Source organism: Gemmata obscuriglobus (assembly GCF_008065095.1).
Lineage (GTDB): Bacteria > Planctomycetota > Planctomycetia > Gemmatales > Gemmataceae > Gemmata > Gemmata obscuriglobus.
This window is the reverse complement of record NZ_CP042911.1, coordinates 2954525-2970088: the sequence shown is the minus strand read 5'-3', so window position 1 is coordinate 2970088 and position 15564 is coordinate 2954525. Positions and strand designations below refer to the sequence as shown.

The window sequence follows — 15564 nt, the reverse complement described above, 5'->3', positions numbered from 1 at the left end:
AGCTGGAGCGACGTTCCGCTCCGGCTCGATGGAAGAACGTCCGTTATTCAGCTCCCGTTAACGGCCTTTCGCAGGTGGTCGAACTCCTTGGTCAGTTCCTGGTAGTGCCGAGCGAGCATGCTCGTGTCCTTGTGCCCAAGAAGAGTCGCGACGGTGATCGGGTCGTGACCCTCTTTCAGCTTCCGCGTGGCGAACAGGTGCCGCAGGTCGTACATGGCGAACCGTTGCTTACTCTTCCGGGCTAGTGACGCACGTTTCTTCCGAAGTTCACCAAGCTTTCGCACGTGCTCCGCTTTCGCCGCCGCTCGCTCCGTCGGGTCGGGATATTTCCGGTGATCGAATCGAGGCAGTTTGGGTACCTTGTCCTCTGCACCAGTCATCTTCACCAGCAACCGCTGGAACCGGCACACAATGGCCTGTGCCTTCCATGGGTCCCCATCAGTGTTCAGGAACAGCGGGCCGGTAGGGCGGAGTTCGACGAGCCGCTTTACGATCTCAAGGGCCTTATCCGACAAATACACCACGCGCCAGCGCTTCTTGCCCTTTGCCTCGGGCGGCGGAATCTCGATTCGGAACTGATCGAGTTTCGCGTGCCGGGCTTCGATCCGGCGGGCCTCCTGTGGCCGACAGCCCGCCTCAAACGCAAACTGCAACAGGTCCCGAAACGGCTCGTCTTTGACGAACGACAGAAGCCGGTCGAAGTCCGCGGGCGTGACGTTGCTGTCCCGCTTGGTGCGGGCCGGCTTCTCGACGCCCCGAACCGGGTTCGCGGCGATGTACCCGAGCCGCTCGGCCCAGTTGTACGCGCGGGTGATGACACCACACCCGTTACGCTTCTGGTTCGGCCCCCACTTCGGCTTCGAGTCCGCCCACTCGACGATGTGAAACGGCCGCAGGTCTGCAGCCGGAAGGACGAGTGCCGTCTTCAGGTGGTCGCAGAACGACTGAATCAGCCCTTGTGACAATTCGTAGGTGCGGGGCTCGCGGTGCTTCTGGCACCAGTCGAGAAACTTCTCGAAGAGAGCGGCGACGGTGAGCCCGGAATCCGGGTGGGAAGCGCGTTTAGGTGTGACTTGTGGGGCTGAAGGAGTCGGGGCCGCGACCATGAGCCGATAGAATTCGGCCCAGGCGATTTTTTCGGTTTCGGAAGTTTTAGGACCGTCGCCGAGCTTGATTTGCTTGGCGCCGAGCTGGACGTACCAGCCGCGACCGGTGCGGAAAAAGGGCTTCGGTTGGTGGGCCATGATGGCAGACCCCGGGTGGGAGCCGGAAGTTCTCTGCCACATTCTCTGCCACAACGGCAGCCCCCAAGTGTCCGTGGGGCTCGAAAAGTGCCTTTTCCTAGCGTTTTTTAAAGCTCCCCGACTTGGATTCGAACCAAGAACCTAGCGGTTAACAGCCGCTCGCTCTACCGTTGAGCTATCGGGGACCGGCTCCTAAAAAATTTATAAGGATTCATTTACAGTTCGGCAAGCCGGCGGAACAAGATTTCGCACGCGAGGGTTACTGGACACCAGGGCTTGTGGACAGTTACTAGACTCGTTGCGCAATAGGCGTGAGTTGAGGCGGCCCCCGTGCTCACCATTATGTGTGTGCATTAGCCGTACATGCGGTTGTGGAGCTCGGCCACATTCTTCATCATGACCGTGTGCCGGCGCGGCGGGTTGCGGTACCGGTCCGCCGCGATCCGCCAGATCTTCATCTTCCCGATCCCGTGCTCGGCCACGATCCGCTCCCGTGCCAAGCGCCGATTGGATCGCTTCTCCTCGTCGCTCAGCGCACCGTTCCTCGGCTTCTTCCTGGGCACCCGCAGGTTGCTCCCCTGGTACCCGCTGTCACCCGACTTCGGTACTTCGGGGGCGATTCGCAGCCGCGACTGGTCGTACATCTTCTTGTCGTGAACGCGACCCTTGGCCGCCTTCGACACCGCCTTGATCCGCACCTTCTGCTTGTCCCCCGGCTCCTTTCGCTTGCGCGTCACCACCACCTGGTGCGTCACCGTGTGACGCTTCTTCTTCCCCGAGTAGCTGCGCCGCTGCCTCCGACTCGGGCGGTTGACCGGTTGCTCGGTCGCGTCCACGAACACCGCGACCAGATCGTCCGGATCGATCCGCACCTGGCGCTCGGGGATGCGGAACACCCCGGCCATGCACAGTCCCAGTTCCTGAACGCCACGAGAGACGGTTCCCTTATCGACCCCGAACAAGAACCCGACGAACTCCTGCGGGACGTACACCCGATAGTACAGCAACACCATCAGCAGCCGTTCGGTGAACAGCAGCTTCACCGGGCGCCCGGCCCCGGGCTTGCGTTGGCGCGGGCGGCCCGCGGCTCGTTCGGCCTTGCGGGCGAGCCACACGGGTTCGAGATCTGCCACCAACTGGTCGAACTCGGCGGCCGACAACCCCGTGAACATCCGGAACAACAACGGCTTACGACACAACTTCTCGTAATTCGTCATGCCCTATGAATAGCCCACCGACCGCTATTGCGCAACGAGTCCACTGTATCCAGATTATAATGGATGCTATGTGAATGAAGGCAAGGAAGTTGCGCGCGGTTTTCTTGTATCGCGTTGCAACTCGTCGGTATTGCTTGACCTTAACCCCAATACCGTTCGTTAAGTGACAACTACAGACTCGAATGGCACTTCCTGGGTTCCTAAGCTGAGCGGGTTAGCCGCTTTCGGGTTTGGTCTCTGGGCACGGTGAGCGGCGGATACGGTTCGGGTCGTCGCTTCCGCGCGCGGGGCTCGAACCGGTCCGGTCGATCGCCCACCGGATACGCGAGCACCAGACTCACGAATGCCTGATAACCGGGCTCCGTGTCGAGTACCTGCACGACACGCTCGCGTGCCGCACACTGTTCGCGACGCACTACCACGAACTGGCGCAGCTCGCGGCGTCGCTGCCCCGGCTCCGGAACTACAACGTGCTGGTGCGCGAGCTGGCCGACGAGATCGTCTTCTTGCACAAGATCGCGCCGGGGAACGCGGAGCGCAGCTACGGCATCCACGTCGCGCGGCTGGCGGGGGTTCCGGGGAGCGTACTCGCCCGCGCGACCGCCGTGCTCGGAACGCTGGAGAAGGGCCACGACCTGTCGAACGTGCCGGCAGCACCCGTCGCCGCGCCCGATGTGACGAGACCTATCCCCCTACCGACCCCGGCGACACCGCCGCGGGTCGAGTCGCCGAAGCCGAAGATCGTTCAGCCGCCCGAGGCGCCGCGGCGCAAGTCCAAACCCCAAGCGGCGACCGGCCCGAGCCTATTCGGGGACGGCGACGACATGCCGTTCTGATCAACGCCGCGAGCAACGGATTAGCGCCCGGTTGTGGTTGACGACGATGGCACCGACATCACACAATGCCGCTTCGACACGATACTGTGTTCGGAGGGTGGCCCGTGCGCGTTTCTCTGCTCCCACTGGTTGTGCTTACAGTGGCGCCAGCCTTCGCGGGAGATAAACCCGAACCGAAGTACGAGGGGAAGCCGCTCGCCTACTGGGTGGCGCAATTTCAAAAGGGCGATACGGCCGAACAACGGGCGCCCGCGGCGGAAGCTCTCAAGGCGTTCGGCCCGGACGCCGCCCCAGCCCTGCCCACGTTCATTGAAATGCTTGCCGACCGATCCACGGCCTACCGGGACCAAGTGATCCCCATCGTGGCAGCGATCGGCCCTGCGGCCAAAGAGGCCTGCCCGGCCGTTCTAAAGATTCTGTTGGACGAGGACACATTCCGTCCCGACATCCTCATCACCACCCTTGTAGCGATCAGCCCCGGGCCGAAAGAGGCCGTTGCCACTCTGAGCACGCTCCTCGCGGAAAAGCGATTATCTAATACCCAACACATTATCATATACGACCAATTGTGTAAAATCGGTTTTCCGGCACAAAACGCGATACCAGCGCTACGCGGCTACGCCCTGAACAGAATCGCTGAGCACGACACCGATTGTGTGAGACACCTTTGGATGATTGGGCCGGACGCGGTTCCGCTATTGCTGGAGCTGCTGACGGCGCACCAAGGACGGGCACGCCATGAAGTGTTTCTGTGTCTTGAGGCGCTCGGACCCAAAGCAACCGCGGCGGTGCCGTCTGTTCGAAAGCTGCTGACGCACGACGACCCGAATACGCGTTACCGCGCGGCGGTGTTACTGTGGACGTGTGATAACAGTTCGGATGGAGTGCCCGTCCTCGCCGAGTTGGTCACGCAACTTCCCACACGCGTTAAGGAGGAGCGGTTTAATGCCACGCCGCGCCACTTTTCCGCACACGACGCAGTGCAGGCGCTGAGTGAGATCGGTCCGAAAGCTCGTGTCGCGTTGCCCGAACTCCGGCGACTGGTGAGCACCGGTTTTGCCGCCGCGATTGTTGCGGGGGTAGGTCTCTCCTCACCCGAGGGCGTCCGTGCGCTTGCAACGAGCTACCGGGTAAACGCAGACGGGAGCCAAACCCCTCACACACCGTACCACGAACTCATGGAACTTGGCCGTGCCGCGGACGCGGCCGTTGCTAAGATCGAGCAGACACCGAATCCGTAGTCCGATGCCGAACACCCGATGAATGTTCCCCTGCCGAAGTACGTTGAGCGCGGGCCGATCCACGATGTGGCGTGGATTCCGCTGAAGTTCTTCACCGACCCGCGCGGGTGGCTGGTTGAACTGTTCCGCAATGACCTCGTGCCGCCCGCGTTCCATCCGGTCATGGCGTACGTCTCCATGACCAAACCCGGGGTCGCTCGCGGGCCGCACGAGCACGTCGACCAGGCCGACTACTTTTGCTTCACCGGCCCCTCAACGTTTCGGGTTTGCCTTTGGGACGCGCGTAAAACGTCCCCCACGTTCGGGCAGAAGGAAGTGCGCGAGGTCGGCGAGGGCGAGCCGTTTGCCCTCATCGTGCCTTCGGGCGTCGTCCACGGCTACAAGAACGTCGGCGACAAGGACGGGTGGGTGTTCAACGCGGCGAACCGCCTGTACGCCGGGTGGCTGAAGCAAGAGCCGGTGGACGAGATCCGGCACGAGAAAGACCCGAACAGTCCGTACCAGATCGACTGAACCGGGCGTCGCGTTACGTGCTGTGTTTGTCGTCAGCAGTGGAGCGGGTGTTCTTCGCTTTCTCCCTGCTCGTGGGGAGATCGAACCGCGGTTCCGCACTGCCGCGCAGGTCCATCAGGAAACCGCGGACGAGCGGCGGTCGCACATCCGCTCCGAAATTCTCGCGCAAATCGTCGGCCAGTTTTTTTTCCCTCGGGCGAGTCTTCAGGTGATCGAGCGGGGCGCACTGCCGCACGGAAAAGCACACCGGCTCCCCAATCGAGTTGCCCTTTTGTCGCACCTCGGGCAGTAGATCGGGCTTTTGAACTCAGCGCGATCGTGCCCCGCGCACGTCGTCGGTATTGCGTGCCCCCCTGATTCGGGCTCTCCGATCAAGCGAGCGCAGCGACAGGGAGTGAACTTTCACGGAAACTGCACCGGTCGGTGTGCAACCCGGCGGTGTTGTTCGCATACTTTCCGTACCACTCATTCACGCTGCCGAGGTGGATCATGCGTCCGGCCCGCCCGCTTGCTGTCGTCGCGCTCACGGTGAGCGTTCTTGCCGTTGCCGTAGCGTTTCAGGACACAAGTCCTGGACCGAAGGGGCCGGCCGCGCTCGAACCCGCGGCCGTCACCACGACCGCCCCGCGGTACTGGAAAGGCAACCTGCACACGCACACCCTCTGGAGCGACGGGGACGATTTCCCCGAAATGGTCGTCGACTGGTACAAGCGAAACGGCTACCAGTTCCTTGCGCTCACCGACCACAACGTGATTGCCGAGGGGGATAGGTGGGTGGACGCCGCGTCCACCGCGACCCGCAAGTCGGCCGTCGTGAAGTACACGAAGCGGTTCGGCGAAAAGTGGATCGAAACGCGCACCGTGAAGGACAAGACACAGGTGCGGCTCAAGCCGTTCGCGGAGTTCCGGTCGCTGTTCGAGGAGCCGGGCAAGTTCCTGCTGATACCCTCCGAGGAGATCACTCACGCCTACGCGAAACGGCCGGTCCACATCAACGGCATCAACCTGCGCGACCCGATCAAGCCGCTCGACGGCTCGGACGCGGTCGAGACGGTGCGGGTGAACCTGCGCCAGGTGAACGAGCAGCGGGCGAAAACCAGTAGGGTGATGATCGCCTTCCTCAACCACCCGAACTTCCAGTGGGGCGTCCGCGCCGAGGAGATGCTGCTGGCGGACGAGTTGCGGTTCTTCGAGGTGTTCAACGGGCACCCCGGGGTGCGCAACTACGGCGACCCCGACCACGCGAGCTGCGAGCGGATCTGGGACATCACGCTCGCGCTGCGGCTCGGCAGGCACAACCTGCCGATCGTGTACGGGTTGGCGACCGACGACTCGCACGGCTACCACGAGTACGGCGTCGGCAAGGTGAACCCGGGGCGCGGCTGGGTGATGGTGCGGGCGCCGTTCCTCACGGCGGAGACTGCGGTTAAGGGCCTTGAGGCCGGTGACTTCTACGCTAGCACCGGCGTGGTCCTCGACGAGGTCGCGCGGGACGGAAACCGGCTGAAAATCGCCATCCGCGGCGAGCCCGGTGTGACGTACAAGACCGAGTTCGTCGCCACAATGAAGGGCACCGACCTAACCGGCACCCCGAAAACGTTCAAGGACAAGGACGGCAAGGAAACGCCGGTGACCGGCGCGTACTCTGCCGACATCGGCAAGGTCGTTGCGACCTCAACCGACTTGGCTGCGTCGTACACGCTCACCGGAAAGGAGCTGTACGTTCGCGCGAAGGTGACCAGCACCAAGCCGCCCGCGAACCCGTACGCGAAGGGCGACGTTGAGGTCGCGTGGACGCAGCCGGTGGTCCCGTAGGGGTGGACCGCGGTCAGGAGCCGGGCGCGGCGCCGGAACGCCGGTAGCGGAAGTCGCAGTGCGTCGCGCCCGCCATGATGGTTTGCGTCCGCGCGAACGTGATGTCGGGGTTGAAGCCCTCGATCATGGCCGCGTCGCGCGCGCACGAGAGCAGACCGCCGAGTTCGGCCAACCCGAGCCGGCGGTACATCTCCGCGAACCGGCACCGGGTCACATCGAAATCGAACGCGGCCGAATCGTCACGCAGGACCGTCAACTCCAGGGCGCCGCCCGCGGTCCACTTTTCGACGACCGTCTTTAGGTGCTCAAGGGCGTTACCGCCGGCCGCCGCGGCGCATCCCCCCTGCCGGGCGAGGTCGCGCACCACCCCGCCGACGATCTCCCGCGCCCGGGGCTCGCCGACCTCCGCGGCGAACGCCCGGAACAGCGGGGCGACCACGCCCGCCTCGACCTCGCGCTGCTGGAGCAGGGGAATGGGGGTCACGGTTCGCTCCGCACACCGGTCACGCGGCCGGCCCGCCCCACGCGTCACTCAGCTCGGCCGCGTGGACCGCGTTCAGCGCCATCAGGATGGGCGCCTGGCCCTCGGAAAGCAGCCGCTGGTACAGGCGCTCGGTGCGAATGTCGCGCCCGGAGACCCACAGGTCCCAGGGGGCCTCCTCACACACGCACCCGAGGAACGGGCGCAGCCCGCAGTCCACGAACCACACGCTGAACACCACCTCGCGCGGCTCCAACTGGGGCCACACGTCCGGGTGCCGCTCCCACATCGCCACGTATTCGCTCTTCACCGCCTCGATGCGTGCGACCTCGTGCGGCTCGACGCCGTAGATCACCACGCCCCACGACACCCGCGAGAACGGCACCACCTCGGCCGCTTGCTGCCCGTACACGACCAGCTGCGCGACCGCGTCGAACGTCGCGCGCAGGTTCGGGCGCCCGGTCAGGTCGATCCGGATGTAGCGCCCGAACAGCGGCTCGTGCGGATCGCTCCGCTCGTACCCGCGTGCCCAAATATGGCTCGGAATGTCCACGGACGGCTCCCTCCGTCGAAACAGCGGTTCCCGACACCGCGCCGACCAGCCGAACGGTCTTGGCGTGCCACGTCACTGCGATCGGGAAACAGGTTCGGAGGCCAATAGCCACGGCCAACGGGTGCTGCAAGTAAAAAAGACCGATTCGTGACCCGTTACCGGTATTCCAGTTCACCCGGCCCGCGGCAAACGTCCGCACCCCGTCGGCATCGTGTACCCGTTGCACTCATGTTCCATTCGCCGCCAACGCGGTGGGGGCACACACGAGCGCGCGGAGCACCACGGTGAGCCGGTCAAGCTCGACTTCCAGTTCGGTCAGGGCGGCCGTGGCGCCGGTCAGGTCTTTGCTTTTTCCCATCACTTGCAGCCGGCGGGCGATCGCCAGGTTCGGTCCGGCACGCAGGCTCTCGAGCGAACCGGCCAGCCGGTGCGCGGCCCGGACGAGTTGGGCCGCGTCCCCGCCCGCGACCGCCGTCCGGACCGCGGCCAGGTCCCCCGGGGCTTCGGTGATGAACAGCGCCGCGATCTCGTGGCGGATGTCCGCGGGGAGCCATTCCAGGTCGCACACCGGTTCGGCCGGGGGCGGCGGGGCAGATTCGTCGGGCACCAGTTCGGCCAGAATCTTCATCAGGTGGCCCGGGTTCAGTGGTTTCGGGACGTAGGCGTCCATCCCGGCCGCCCGGCACTCGTCTTCGTCCCCCGCCATCGCCCGTGCGGTCATGGCCACGATCGGGGTGCGCCGGCCGCGGCGCTCCCGTTCGCGGGCGCGGATCGCCGCCGTGGCTTCGAACCCGCCCATCACCGGCATCTGAACGTCCATCAGTACCGCATCGAACGCACCCGCTTCCCAGGCCGCCACCGCCTCCGCCCCGTCGGCCACGGACACCACGGTGTGCCCCACGCGCCCCAGAAGCTCCTGCGCCACCCGCTGGTTGATCCGGTTGTCTTCTGCCAGGAGGAGGCGCAGCCGGCGCCCCGGCACGGGCGGAGCGGGCTCCGGCTCCGGCTCCGCCGGGGCAGTTGCGACCGACGGGGTCAGGGCGGCCATGACCGCGTCAAACAGGTCCGACGGCGTGTACGGCCGAGCGAGCGCGGCACACGCACGGGCGGCCCCGCGCCGCGGCGCGCCCCAGTGGACCACCAGGACCGGTACACCGGCGGCGGCGGTCACCACCCGTTCGGCGCCACCGGGGCCACCGGTTTGGTCTTCCGAAACCACGACCAGCCCGAAGCCGCCGGCGGCCAGCCGCGCGACCGCCTCGGCCGGCGTGTCCTCTGTTTCGGGGCGCATCGCCCAACCGGCCAGGAGCCGAGTCAGTGTGTCCCGGCCCGGCCCCGGGGGCTTGACGACCAGCACCCGGACCCCGGTGACGGACGCGGGCGGCAGCAGGATCGTCTCGCTCGAAACCGCGCCGAGCCGGACCGTCGCGGTGAACGTGCTCCCCCGCCCGGGCTGGCTCGCCACCGTCACGCGGCCGCCCATCATGCGCGTGAGCCGGTCGACGATCGACAGCCCGAGCCCGGTGCCGCCGTACTTCCGGGTGGTCGACCCGTCCGCCTGCTCGAACGGGCGGAAGATCTTCTCCAGCCGGTCGGCGGGGATCCCGATCCCGGTGTCGGCGACCTCGAACGCCACGGCGAGCCCGCCGGCGCTCCGCTCCGCCGCCCGCACGTGAATCACGACCTCGCCGTTCTCGGTGAATTTGATCGCGTTGGAAACCAAGTTGGTGAGGATCTGCACCAGCCGGTCCGGGTCCCCCACCGCTTCGGTGGGCACCTCCGGGGCGATGGCGCACCGCAGCACCAGCCCCTTGTTGCGAGCCCGCTCGGCCAGCAACCGCAGCGCGCGGCCGACGACCCGGTGGAGTTCGAACCGGACCGGCGCCAGGTCCAGCCGGCCGGCTTCGATCTTGGCCAAGTCGAGGAGGTCGTTGACCAGGGTGAGCAGCGTCCCGGCCGACTCCCGGACCAGGAGCAGCCGGTCCCGCTGGTCCGGCGGGAGTTCGCCCCCGAGGGTGAGGTCGGTCATCCCGATGATGCCGTTGAGCGGGGTCCGCAGTTCGTGGCTGACGTTCGCCAGGAACTCGCCCTTGGCCCGGCTCGCGTCCTCGGCCGCGTCCCGGGCGCGGCGCGCCCGGCGCATCGCCCGGAACACCCAGAACCCGCTCGCGCACGCGAGCCCGGTGCCGGCGGTCGCACACGCCGCGACCGCGCTCCCGAGCCACCGGGCCGCCTTTTCGGCCTCGCCCGCTCGCGCGCGGAGCGTGTGCCGCTCCTCGGCCTGCATCGCCTGGCTCGCACCGATCAGCGCGTCCGAGGCGTCGGTCAACGCCTCGGACCGCAGGGCCAGTTCGTTCGGGGTCGCTCCGCCCCGCCGGGCCTCGACGATCCCGCTTGCGACCCGGCAGAACTGGTTGAAGACCGGCTCGAACTGGTCGAGCGACGTTTGCAGGGGCGAGTTGCTCTCGGTGAATGTGCGAATCCGGGCCACCTGCGCGACGGCTTGGGGGAGCGCCTCATCGAACCGGGCCGCCTGCCGTTCCTGGCCGGACATGGCGTACCCCCGTGCGGACGAGCGGGCACTCAAAGCGGCCGCATCGAGCGCCTCAAGCTCACCGAGCACGTCGAGTGCCTGCTGGTACCAGCGAACGGCGTCGCGGTACTCATGAAAGGTCGTTCTGGCGAACGCCGCTGATGCCACCGAAGCGATGACCGACAACGCAAGCCCGCACCACGCGGGCCACGTGCGGTCGCGGATCGAATGCACCGCACCCGGCGCGGGGTGCTTCGAGAGAGTGGGGCGGTCGGACATGAAGCACCAGAACCAGACGGCACGGACAGGAGAAGCAGTTCCGGCAATGCAATCCACATACTATAGAACGTCATTTTTGGCTATACCACGCTCATGTAGGGGAATTTCCCGACGAGATTTCTCTTGCCCTTTTAGAAATCACGCTCACCCACACGTTACAATTCGCTCTCGTCGTCGAGCGAATTGGGTTGGGTTTCCTCAAGTCGGCACAGCCGCCTGTTCGCTGGGCCGGAGTCAGCCGGGTAACGATCCAGCAGGTGCCGTTCCGTCAGTTCTCTTCCAGGTGGTAGTTCTGGAAGCGCGTGTTGCCCTGCGTGAAGTAACCCACACCCGATCCGCGTTCGGGGTCCCGGGCAGACCGCCCGGAGCAGCCCGGACGCAAGTGTCATATTTGAAACGTGTTGCAACAGACCGCCCGTGCGTCGCAAGGCCCGATCTCGGTGGTCTCTGGCTTGGTTTCCGGGTGATTCGTTGGTAGCGGTGCCCCAGCGGACCGCCAGTTCGTAACCAGTCAGACGCCCGCGAATGTCCAGTCGGCGGCCCATTAGCGTCACCCGCTGCGGCGCCGTAACCACCGTTACAGCGCCGGACGAACAGACAGCCAATCCACTCGGCTGTGATGAATCTTCTTGCCGGTCGTTACTCATCTGGACGACTCCGCATGTCTGAGGTTGCACAAGCCGCGGCCATCTCGGCAGATGGCAGGAACCGAAACCAACGTGGTGAGCCCAACCGATCTCGCCTCGGTGTGGCGCCAAACCAGTAGGGGCAGTTTCAAGTTCCAGGTTCCAAGTTGGGAACCGGCACGCTTGCTCTCCTGCGCGGTTGAGCGCCCAACGTGCTCAACGCCCGGCCGCCGATCGGCTGATGTCACCGGGGCACTGGTGACCACCGACAGCGCGACGAAGCCGGCGTGGTTCTGGCTGGACGCGCGCCAACTGGCCGCAGGGGCGCGGCCCCAACCGTAACGGCCGTGCCGCCGACTTTCAGGCCCCAAACTTGGCCCAAAGAACTGGCTCAGAAGTGGAAGGTGAACGTGGGCTACGGAGTGGCGCTGCCCGCGGCACCGCGTCCGCGTCGCCGGTGCTCATGACCGTCCGGTACACGAATACCGTCGTCGCAGAAACGTCCGCAAGCGTCATCGGGTTGGACCCGAAGACGGGGGGTTGTTGCTGTGGAAAACCGCATCGCGGCCGAAACGAATAACGGAGGCTCGATGTGCGGGGCACGGACCCCGCTCGCGGGAGCCCTCGACAGGGTCGGGAGTCGCGCCCGCGAAGCTTCACGAGGCGAGCCGAGAAGGCCGCGGGTAACCGCGGCCCTTTCCGACCGTCACTCGTCGGGCTCGATCTCGGTGCAGGCGATGACCTTGGCGTCGTCGTTGAAGTACACCAGCACTTCCGTGCCGTCGGCGTCGCGCCCCACGTACAGGCCGCCTTTGTCTTTCTTGAAATTGACTCGGACCGCTCGCTCGGCGGCCTTCCCGCGCTTGACAGACGGACTCAGGTCCGCCTTCGGGTGTTTGGCCCGCAACTCTGTCAGGGCCTCCTCGAACGTCATTGCCTCAAACCTCCAGTCGGGTCGAAGAAGAAAGAAGGTTAGGAATGAGAGTAGCGTCCGTCAACCTGGCCGGCCGCGGGCCTCCCCCGCCCTCCCCGCAAGAAACGAACCGCCAACCTCTTGACTGACTGTTGACGTACCGAGCGCCACCGCGCTCGGCTCAGTAGCCGCAACGCCACAACTCCAGTCCACACAGCATCGTGCGGCCCGCACGGGCCAGGGCAGTGGCCGCCCGTCGCGGAAACGGCGATCGTCGTGTAAGCGATTTTAATTGAACCTGGAACGGGAAACTACTGTCATCAACCGTTCTGGAACTTCGCTCACAACGCCCCGCCGGCGCGCGACCGGATTCGCTCACCTCGGCGCGGTGCCTCGGCGCACGATGCGTCTCATCTGAACCGCGGCCGCCCCGTCACGCGGGCGCAGTGGGCGCGTTCGGATCGCCCGCCGGGGGCGCCGCACCGTCGCGCGAAATGACCAGGAACAGCAGGATGTTGCGCCCGTACTTGCGCACGTCCCAAGCCCCGGGGGTCGGCAAGCGGTCCAGCGGGAAGCCCTCTTCCGCCTGAATCGTCAGCACCGATTCGTTGGGCGCTTTTGCGAACAGCGTGTTCACCAGCGTCAGGAACTCGTCCGCCTTCTCGCTCAGGTCCGGGAACGGTGGGCTCAGGAACAGGTTCACCGGGTCCTTCGGCGGCAGCCACCGCTCCGCCCACCGGTACACGTCCGCCTTGAGCACCTGCACCCGCGCCGACACCCCGAACTGCTCGGCGTACCGCTGGATGTCCGTGACCTGTCGCGCGTCCTTTTCGATCAGCCGGGCGACCGACGCGCCGCGGCTGACCGCCTCCAGCCCGATCACACCGGTGCCGGCGAAGATGTCGTAAAACGCGCGGTCGGGCACCGCGTTCCCGAGGATGCTGAACAGCGCCTCGCGGACCATCTGCGGGGTCGGGCGCATTCCCTCGTGGACCACCACCGTGAGCTTGCGCCCGCGGAGCGACCCGGCCACGATTCGGACCTGAACTTTTTCGAGCATAACAATAGGGACAGCGGCCCCGTACCGTGAGTTCGCGGACTTTCTGCACCCCATTTTACGACCCACGCCCCACACAGTCGCTACAGACCCACCCGGGGCGTGCGCGCGCCCGGTTCCGGAAGCGGCTTTCCGGTCGCGCCGGGGGGCCGCGGCGCGAAGGATGTAGCGGGCGCCGCGGTCGGGCTTTTCCGGGACCAGCGTGAACGCTATAAACCGCCGCCCCACGCCCGAGACTGAGGAGGTTCATCGATGAGAGCCGCTGGCTTCACCCTGGCTGCACTGTTGATCGCCGGTTCGGTCGGCGTGGCCCAACCGCCCGCCGGCGCGGTGCCCGGCCAACCGGTCCCGCCCGCCCAGGTCCCGGTCGCGAAGGCCGACCCGCAACTCGACGGGCACCTGGCCGCCTGGGAAAAGAAAATGGTGTCCGTGGTGAACCTGCGCACCGAGGTCGCGCTCACCCGCACCGACAGCGTGAGCCAGAAGTCCACCGCCTACAGCGGGCAGGTGCTGTGCATGAAGCCCAACTTCGCGGTCCTGCGGCTCAACAACAACGCCGACAAAACGAACACCGACTACGAGGCGTACATCTGCAACGGGAGGGCCGTGTACGCGTACAGCGGGCTGGCCAAGACGGTGACCGAGATCGAACTGCCCAAGGCCGGCCCCGGGGTGGACAACCTGATGCTCGACTTCCTCGCCGGCATGAAGGCGAAGGACGTGAAGGAGCGGTTCGACATCAACCTGTTCAAGACCGACGAGAACTACATCTACCTGGACATCAAGCCGCGGTTCGGGAAGGACCAGCTCGAGTTCAAGCACCTCCGGCTGGCCCTGTACGGCCCCGGGGCCGCAACCCGCGCGGTCGCGTACCTGCCGGCCCAGGTGTTCATGCTGAAGGCGAACGACGACACGGAAGTCTGGAAGTTCTCCAACCCGATGGTGGACATCCCGGGCGTCAAGCCGGAACACTTCCAGTACGTCGAGATCAAGGAAAAGGGGTGGACCGTTTCAAAGGCTGTGCCGCAACCGGTAGGCGGGAACCGCCCGGTGCCGGCGGGCGGCACGGGGCCGGCGGGTGGCGCGGTGCGCCGGGACAAGTGACACGTTCTTGAACAAGCCTCCCCGCGCCTGTGCGAATTTCGCGCGGGCGCGTTTTTTTGCGCCCTTTCTCATTCCCCTTTCACCGCCGCGACGTAACGATGTGGACAGCCGACGGGCACTCGTCCCGCGGCGGACCTTTGACCTCTCTCCCAGGGGAATGTCATGCGGGCGATGCGGTGTATGCTGGCGGGCCTGATGGCCGCCGTTCTGGTGACCGTGGTTGCGGCCCAACCGGGCGGCCGGCAGTTCGGCGGGTTCGGCGGCGGCTTCGGCGACGTCAACACCCTGGTGCTGACCAACGCGGCGCTGCAGGAAGAGCTCAAGGTGACCGCGGCCCAGAAGGAGAAGCTCAAGCCGCTCGTGGACAAGCAGTCCGAGTTCCAGAAGTCCCGCATGGAAATGATGAGCAAGGGCAAGGACGGGTTCGACCGAGAGAAGTTCATGGAGATGAACGAGCAGGGCAAGAAGCTCACCGAAGAGGTGAAGAAGACGGTCGAGGACACGCTGAGCGCCGACCAGAAGAAGCGGCTGCAGCAGATCGCCGTCCAGCAGATGGGCTTCACGGTGTTCAACGACCCCGAGGCCAAGGGCGGTGGCGGCGGTGGTAAGGGCGGTAAAGGCGGCAAGGGCGGCGGCGGCGGCTTCGGCGGGTTCGTGACCGACTCGCAGAAGGAGACCATCAAGGAAGTCGGCGAGGCCCTCAAGCTGAGCGACAAGCAGAAGAGCACGATCAAGGCGGTGGTGGACGACTTCAACAAGGAGTCCCGCGAGATCCGCACCGAGGCCGGCATCGGCGGCGGGTTCGGCGGCGGCAAGGGCGGCAACCGGGAGCAACCGGATCAGGAGAAGGTCGACGCGGCCAACAAGAAGATCGAGCGGCTCCGCAAGGAGGCCTGGGCGAAGGTCGAGGAAGCCCTCGACAGCACCCAGAAGACCGCGTGGAAGGGGATCGTTGGCGAGCCGTTCGACCTGGCCAAGCTGCGCCCGGCGCCGCTGCCCAAGAAGGACTGATGCACGATCCGGCTGGACCTATTTCTTGTGGCTCAGGCATTCCTGTCTGGGCCACAACGGCACCAGCCCGAAATGGACGCCAAAATGCCGACCGGCCCGCGCTCGACGAGTGCGGGCCGGTCGGCATTTTGGCGTCCATTT

The 15564-nt window shown here is 65.8% G+C and carries 13 protein-coding genes, 1 tRNA gene and 1 pseudogene; 6 read left to right on the top strand and 9 right to left on the bottom strand.

Features of this window, described 5'->3' with window-relative positions:
- Positions 1–47 precede the first annotated feature (47 nt).
- The 4 genes and pseudogenes from GobsT_RS12395 to GobsT_RS39550 all read right to left on the bottom strand — a co-directional run.
- Positions 48–1244 carry a tyrosine-type recombinase/integrase gene (locus GobsT_RS12395; RefSeq protein ID WP_010040953.1) on the bottom strand — a complete coding sequence of 399 codons (1197 nt, stop codon included), beginning with the start codon at positions 1242–1244 and terminating at the stop codon, positions 48–50.
- 113 nt (positions 1245–1357) lie between these two features.
- A tRNA-Asn gene (locus GobsT_RS12390) sits at positions 1358–1429 on the bottom strand.
- A gap of 168 nt (positions 1430–1597) precedes the next feature.
- Positions 1598–2461, bottom strand: a complete 864-nt coding sequence (locus GobsT_RS12385; protein WP_010040951.1) for an IS5/IS1182 family transposase — start codon at positions 2459–2461, stop codon at positions 1598–1600.
- 43 nt (positions 2462–2504) lie between these two features.
- Positions 2505–2603, bottom strand: a pseudogene (locus GobsT_RS39550) (IS5 family transposase); the annotation flags it as partial.
- Between the two features lie 88 nt (positions 2604–2691).
- Here GobsT_RS39550 and GobsT_RS12375 point away from each other — a divergent pair.
- The 4 genes from GobsT_RS12375 to GobsT_RS12355 all read left to right on the top strand — a co-directional run bounded on the left by GobsT_RS12375 (position 2692) and on the right by GobsT_RS12355 (position 6866).
- Positions 2692–3297 carry a MutS-related protein gene (locus GobsT_RS12375; protein ID WP_010040948.1) on the top strand — a complete coding sequence of 202 codons (606 nt, stop codon included), beginning with the start codon at positions 2692–2694 and terminating at the stop codon, positions 3295–3297.
- Positions 3298–3401: 104 nt separating this feature from the next.
- Complete coding sequence (locus GobsT_RS12370; RefSeq protein ID WP_010040946.1) at positions 3402–4538, top strand: hypothetical protein; 1137 nt, start codon at positions 3402–3404, stop codon at positions 4536–4538.
- A gap of 18 nt (positions 4539–4556) precedes the next feature.
- Positions 4557–5051 (top strand): dTDP-4-dehydrorhamnose 3,5-epimerase family protein, encoded by a 495-nt coding sequence (locus GobsT_RS12365; protein WP_010040944.1) that lies wholly within the window; start codon positions 4557–4559, stop codon positions 5049–5051.
- A 489-nt stretch (positions 5052–5540) separates the two neighbouring features.
- Positions 5541–6866 (top strand): PHP domain-containing protein, encoded by a 1326-nt coding sequence (locus GobsT_RS12355; protein ID WP_033198435.1) that lies wholly within the window; start codon positions 5541–5543, stop codon positions 6864–6866.
- A gap of 13 nt (positions 6867–6879) precedes the next feature.
- Here the strand turns inward: GobsT_RS12355 and GobsT_RS12350 are convergent, their stop codons facing one another.
- From GobsT_RS12350 to GobsT_RS12330, 5 genes are all read right to left on the bottom strand, one after another.
- Positions 6880–7350, bottom strand: coding sequence for an L-2-amino-thiazoline-4-carboxylic acid hydrolase (locus tag GobsT_RS12350; protein WP_033198434.1), 471 nt, complete (start codon positions 7348–7350; stop codon positions 6880–6882).
- A gap of 19 nt (positions 7351–7369) precedes the next feature.
- Positions 7370–7900, bottom strand: coding sequence for a hypothetical protein (locus GobsT_RS12345; protein ID WP_010040934.1), 531 nt, complete (start codon positions 7898–7900; stop codon positions 7370–7372).
- A 226-nt stretch (positions 7901–8126) separates the two neighbouring features.
- Entirely contained in the window at positions 8127–10712 is a 2586-nt protein-coding gene (locus tag GobsT_RS12340; RefSeq protein WP_109571124.1) for an ATP-binding protein, read from the bottom strand.
- A 1332-nt stretch (positions 10713–12044) separates the two neighbouring features.
- Positions 12045–12272 carry a hypothetical protein gene (locus GobsT_RS12335; RefSeq protein ID WP_010049762.1) on the bottom strand — a complete coding sequence of 76 codons (228 nt, stop codon included), beginning with the start codon at positions 12270–12272 and terminating at the stop codon, positions 12045–12047.
- Positions 12273–12684: 412 nt separating this feature from the next.
- Positions 12685–13311, bottom strand: a complete 627-nt coding sequence (locus GobsT_RS12330) for an RsmD family RNA methyltransferase (protein WP_162542165.1) — start codon at positions 13309–13311, stop codon at positions 12685–12687.
- 249 nt (positions 13312–13560) lie between these two features.
- Here GobsT_RS12330 and GobsT_RS12325 point away from each other — a divergent pair, with 249 nt between their 5' ends.
- Positions 13561–14412, top strand: a complete 852-nt coding sequence (locus tag GobsT_RS12325) for a TIGR03009 domain-containing protein (protein ID WP_010049756.1) — start codon at positions 13561–13563, stop codon at positions 14410–14412.
- Positions 14413–14574: 162 nt separating this feature from the next.
- On the top strand, positions 14575–15423 hold the full coding sequence (locus tag GobsT_RS12320) for a periplasmic heavy metal sensor (protein ID WP_109571126.1): 849 nt from the start codon (positions 14575–14577) through the stop codon (positions 15421–15423).
- Positions 15424–15564: the final 141 nt, after the last annotated feature.

Bases quoted from the DNA above. Each gene is read 5' to 3' on its own strand.
- GobsT_RS12395 (WP_010040953.1), bottom strand. From the start codon at position 1,244: ATGGCCCACCAACCGAAGCCCTTTTTCCGCACCGGTCGCGGCTGGTAC.
- GobsT_RS12385 (WP_010040951.1), bottom strand. From the start codon at position 2,461: ATGACGAATTACGAGAAGTTGTGTCGTAAGCCGTTGTTGTTCCGGATG.
- GobsT_RS12365 (WP_010040944.1), top strand. From the start codon at position 4,557: ATGAATGTTCCCCTGCCGAAGTACGTTGAGCGCGGGCCGATCCACGAT.
- GobsT_RS12355 (WP_033198435.1), top strand. From the start codon at position 5,541: ATGCGTCCGGCCCGCCCGCTTGCTGTCGTCGCGCTCACGGTGAGCGTT.
- GobsT_RS12340 (WP_109571124.1), bottom strand. From the start codon at position 10,712: ATGTCCGACCGCCCCACTCTCTCGAAGCACCCCGCGCCGGGTGCGGTG.
- GobsT_RS12335 (WP_010049762.1), bottom strand. From the start codon at position 12,272: ATGACGTTCGAGGAGGCCCTGACAGAGTTGCGGGCCAAACACCCGAAG.
- GobsT_RS12330 (WP_162542165.1), bottom strand. From the start codon at position 13,311: ATGCTCGAAAAAGTTCAGGTCCGAATCGTGGCCGGGTCGCTCCGCGGG.
- GobsT_RS12325 (WP_010049756.1), top strand. From the start codon at position 13,561: ATGAGAGCCGCTGGCTTCACCCTGGCTGCACTGTTGATCGCCGGTTCG.
- GobsT_RS12320 (WP_109571126.1), top strand. From the start codon at position 14,575: ATGCGGGCGATGCGGTGTATGCTGGCGGGCCTGATGGCCGCCGTTCTG.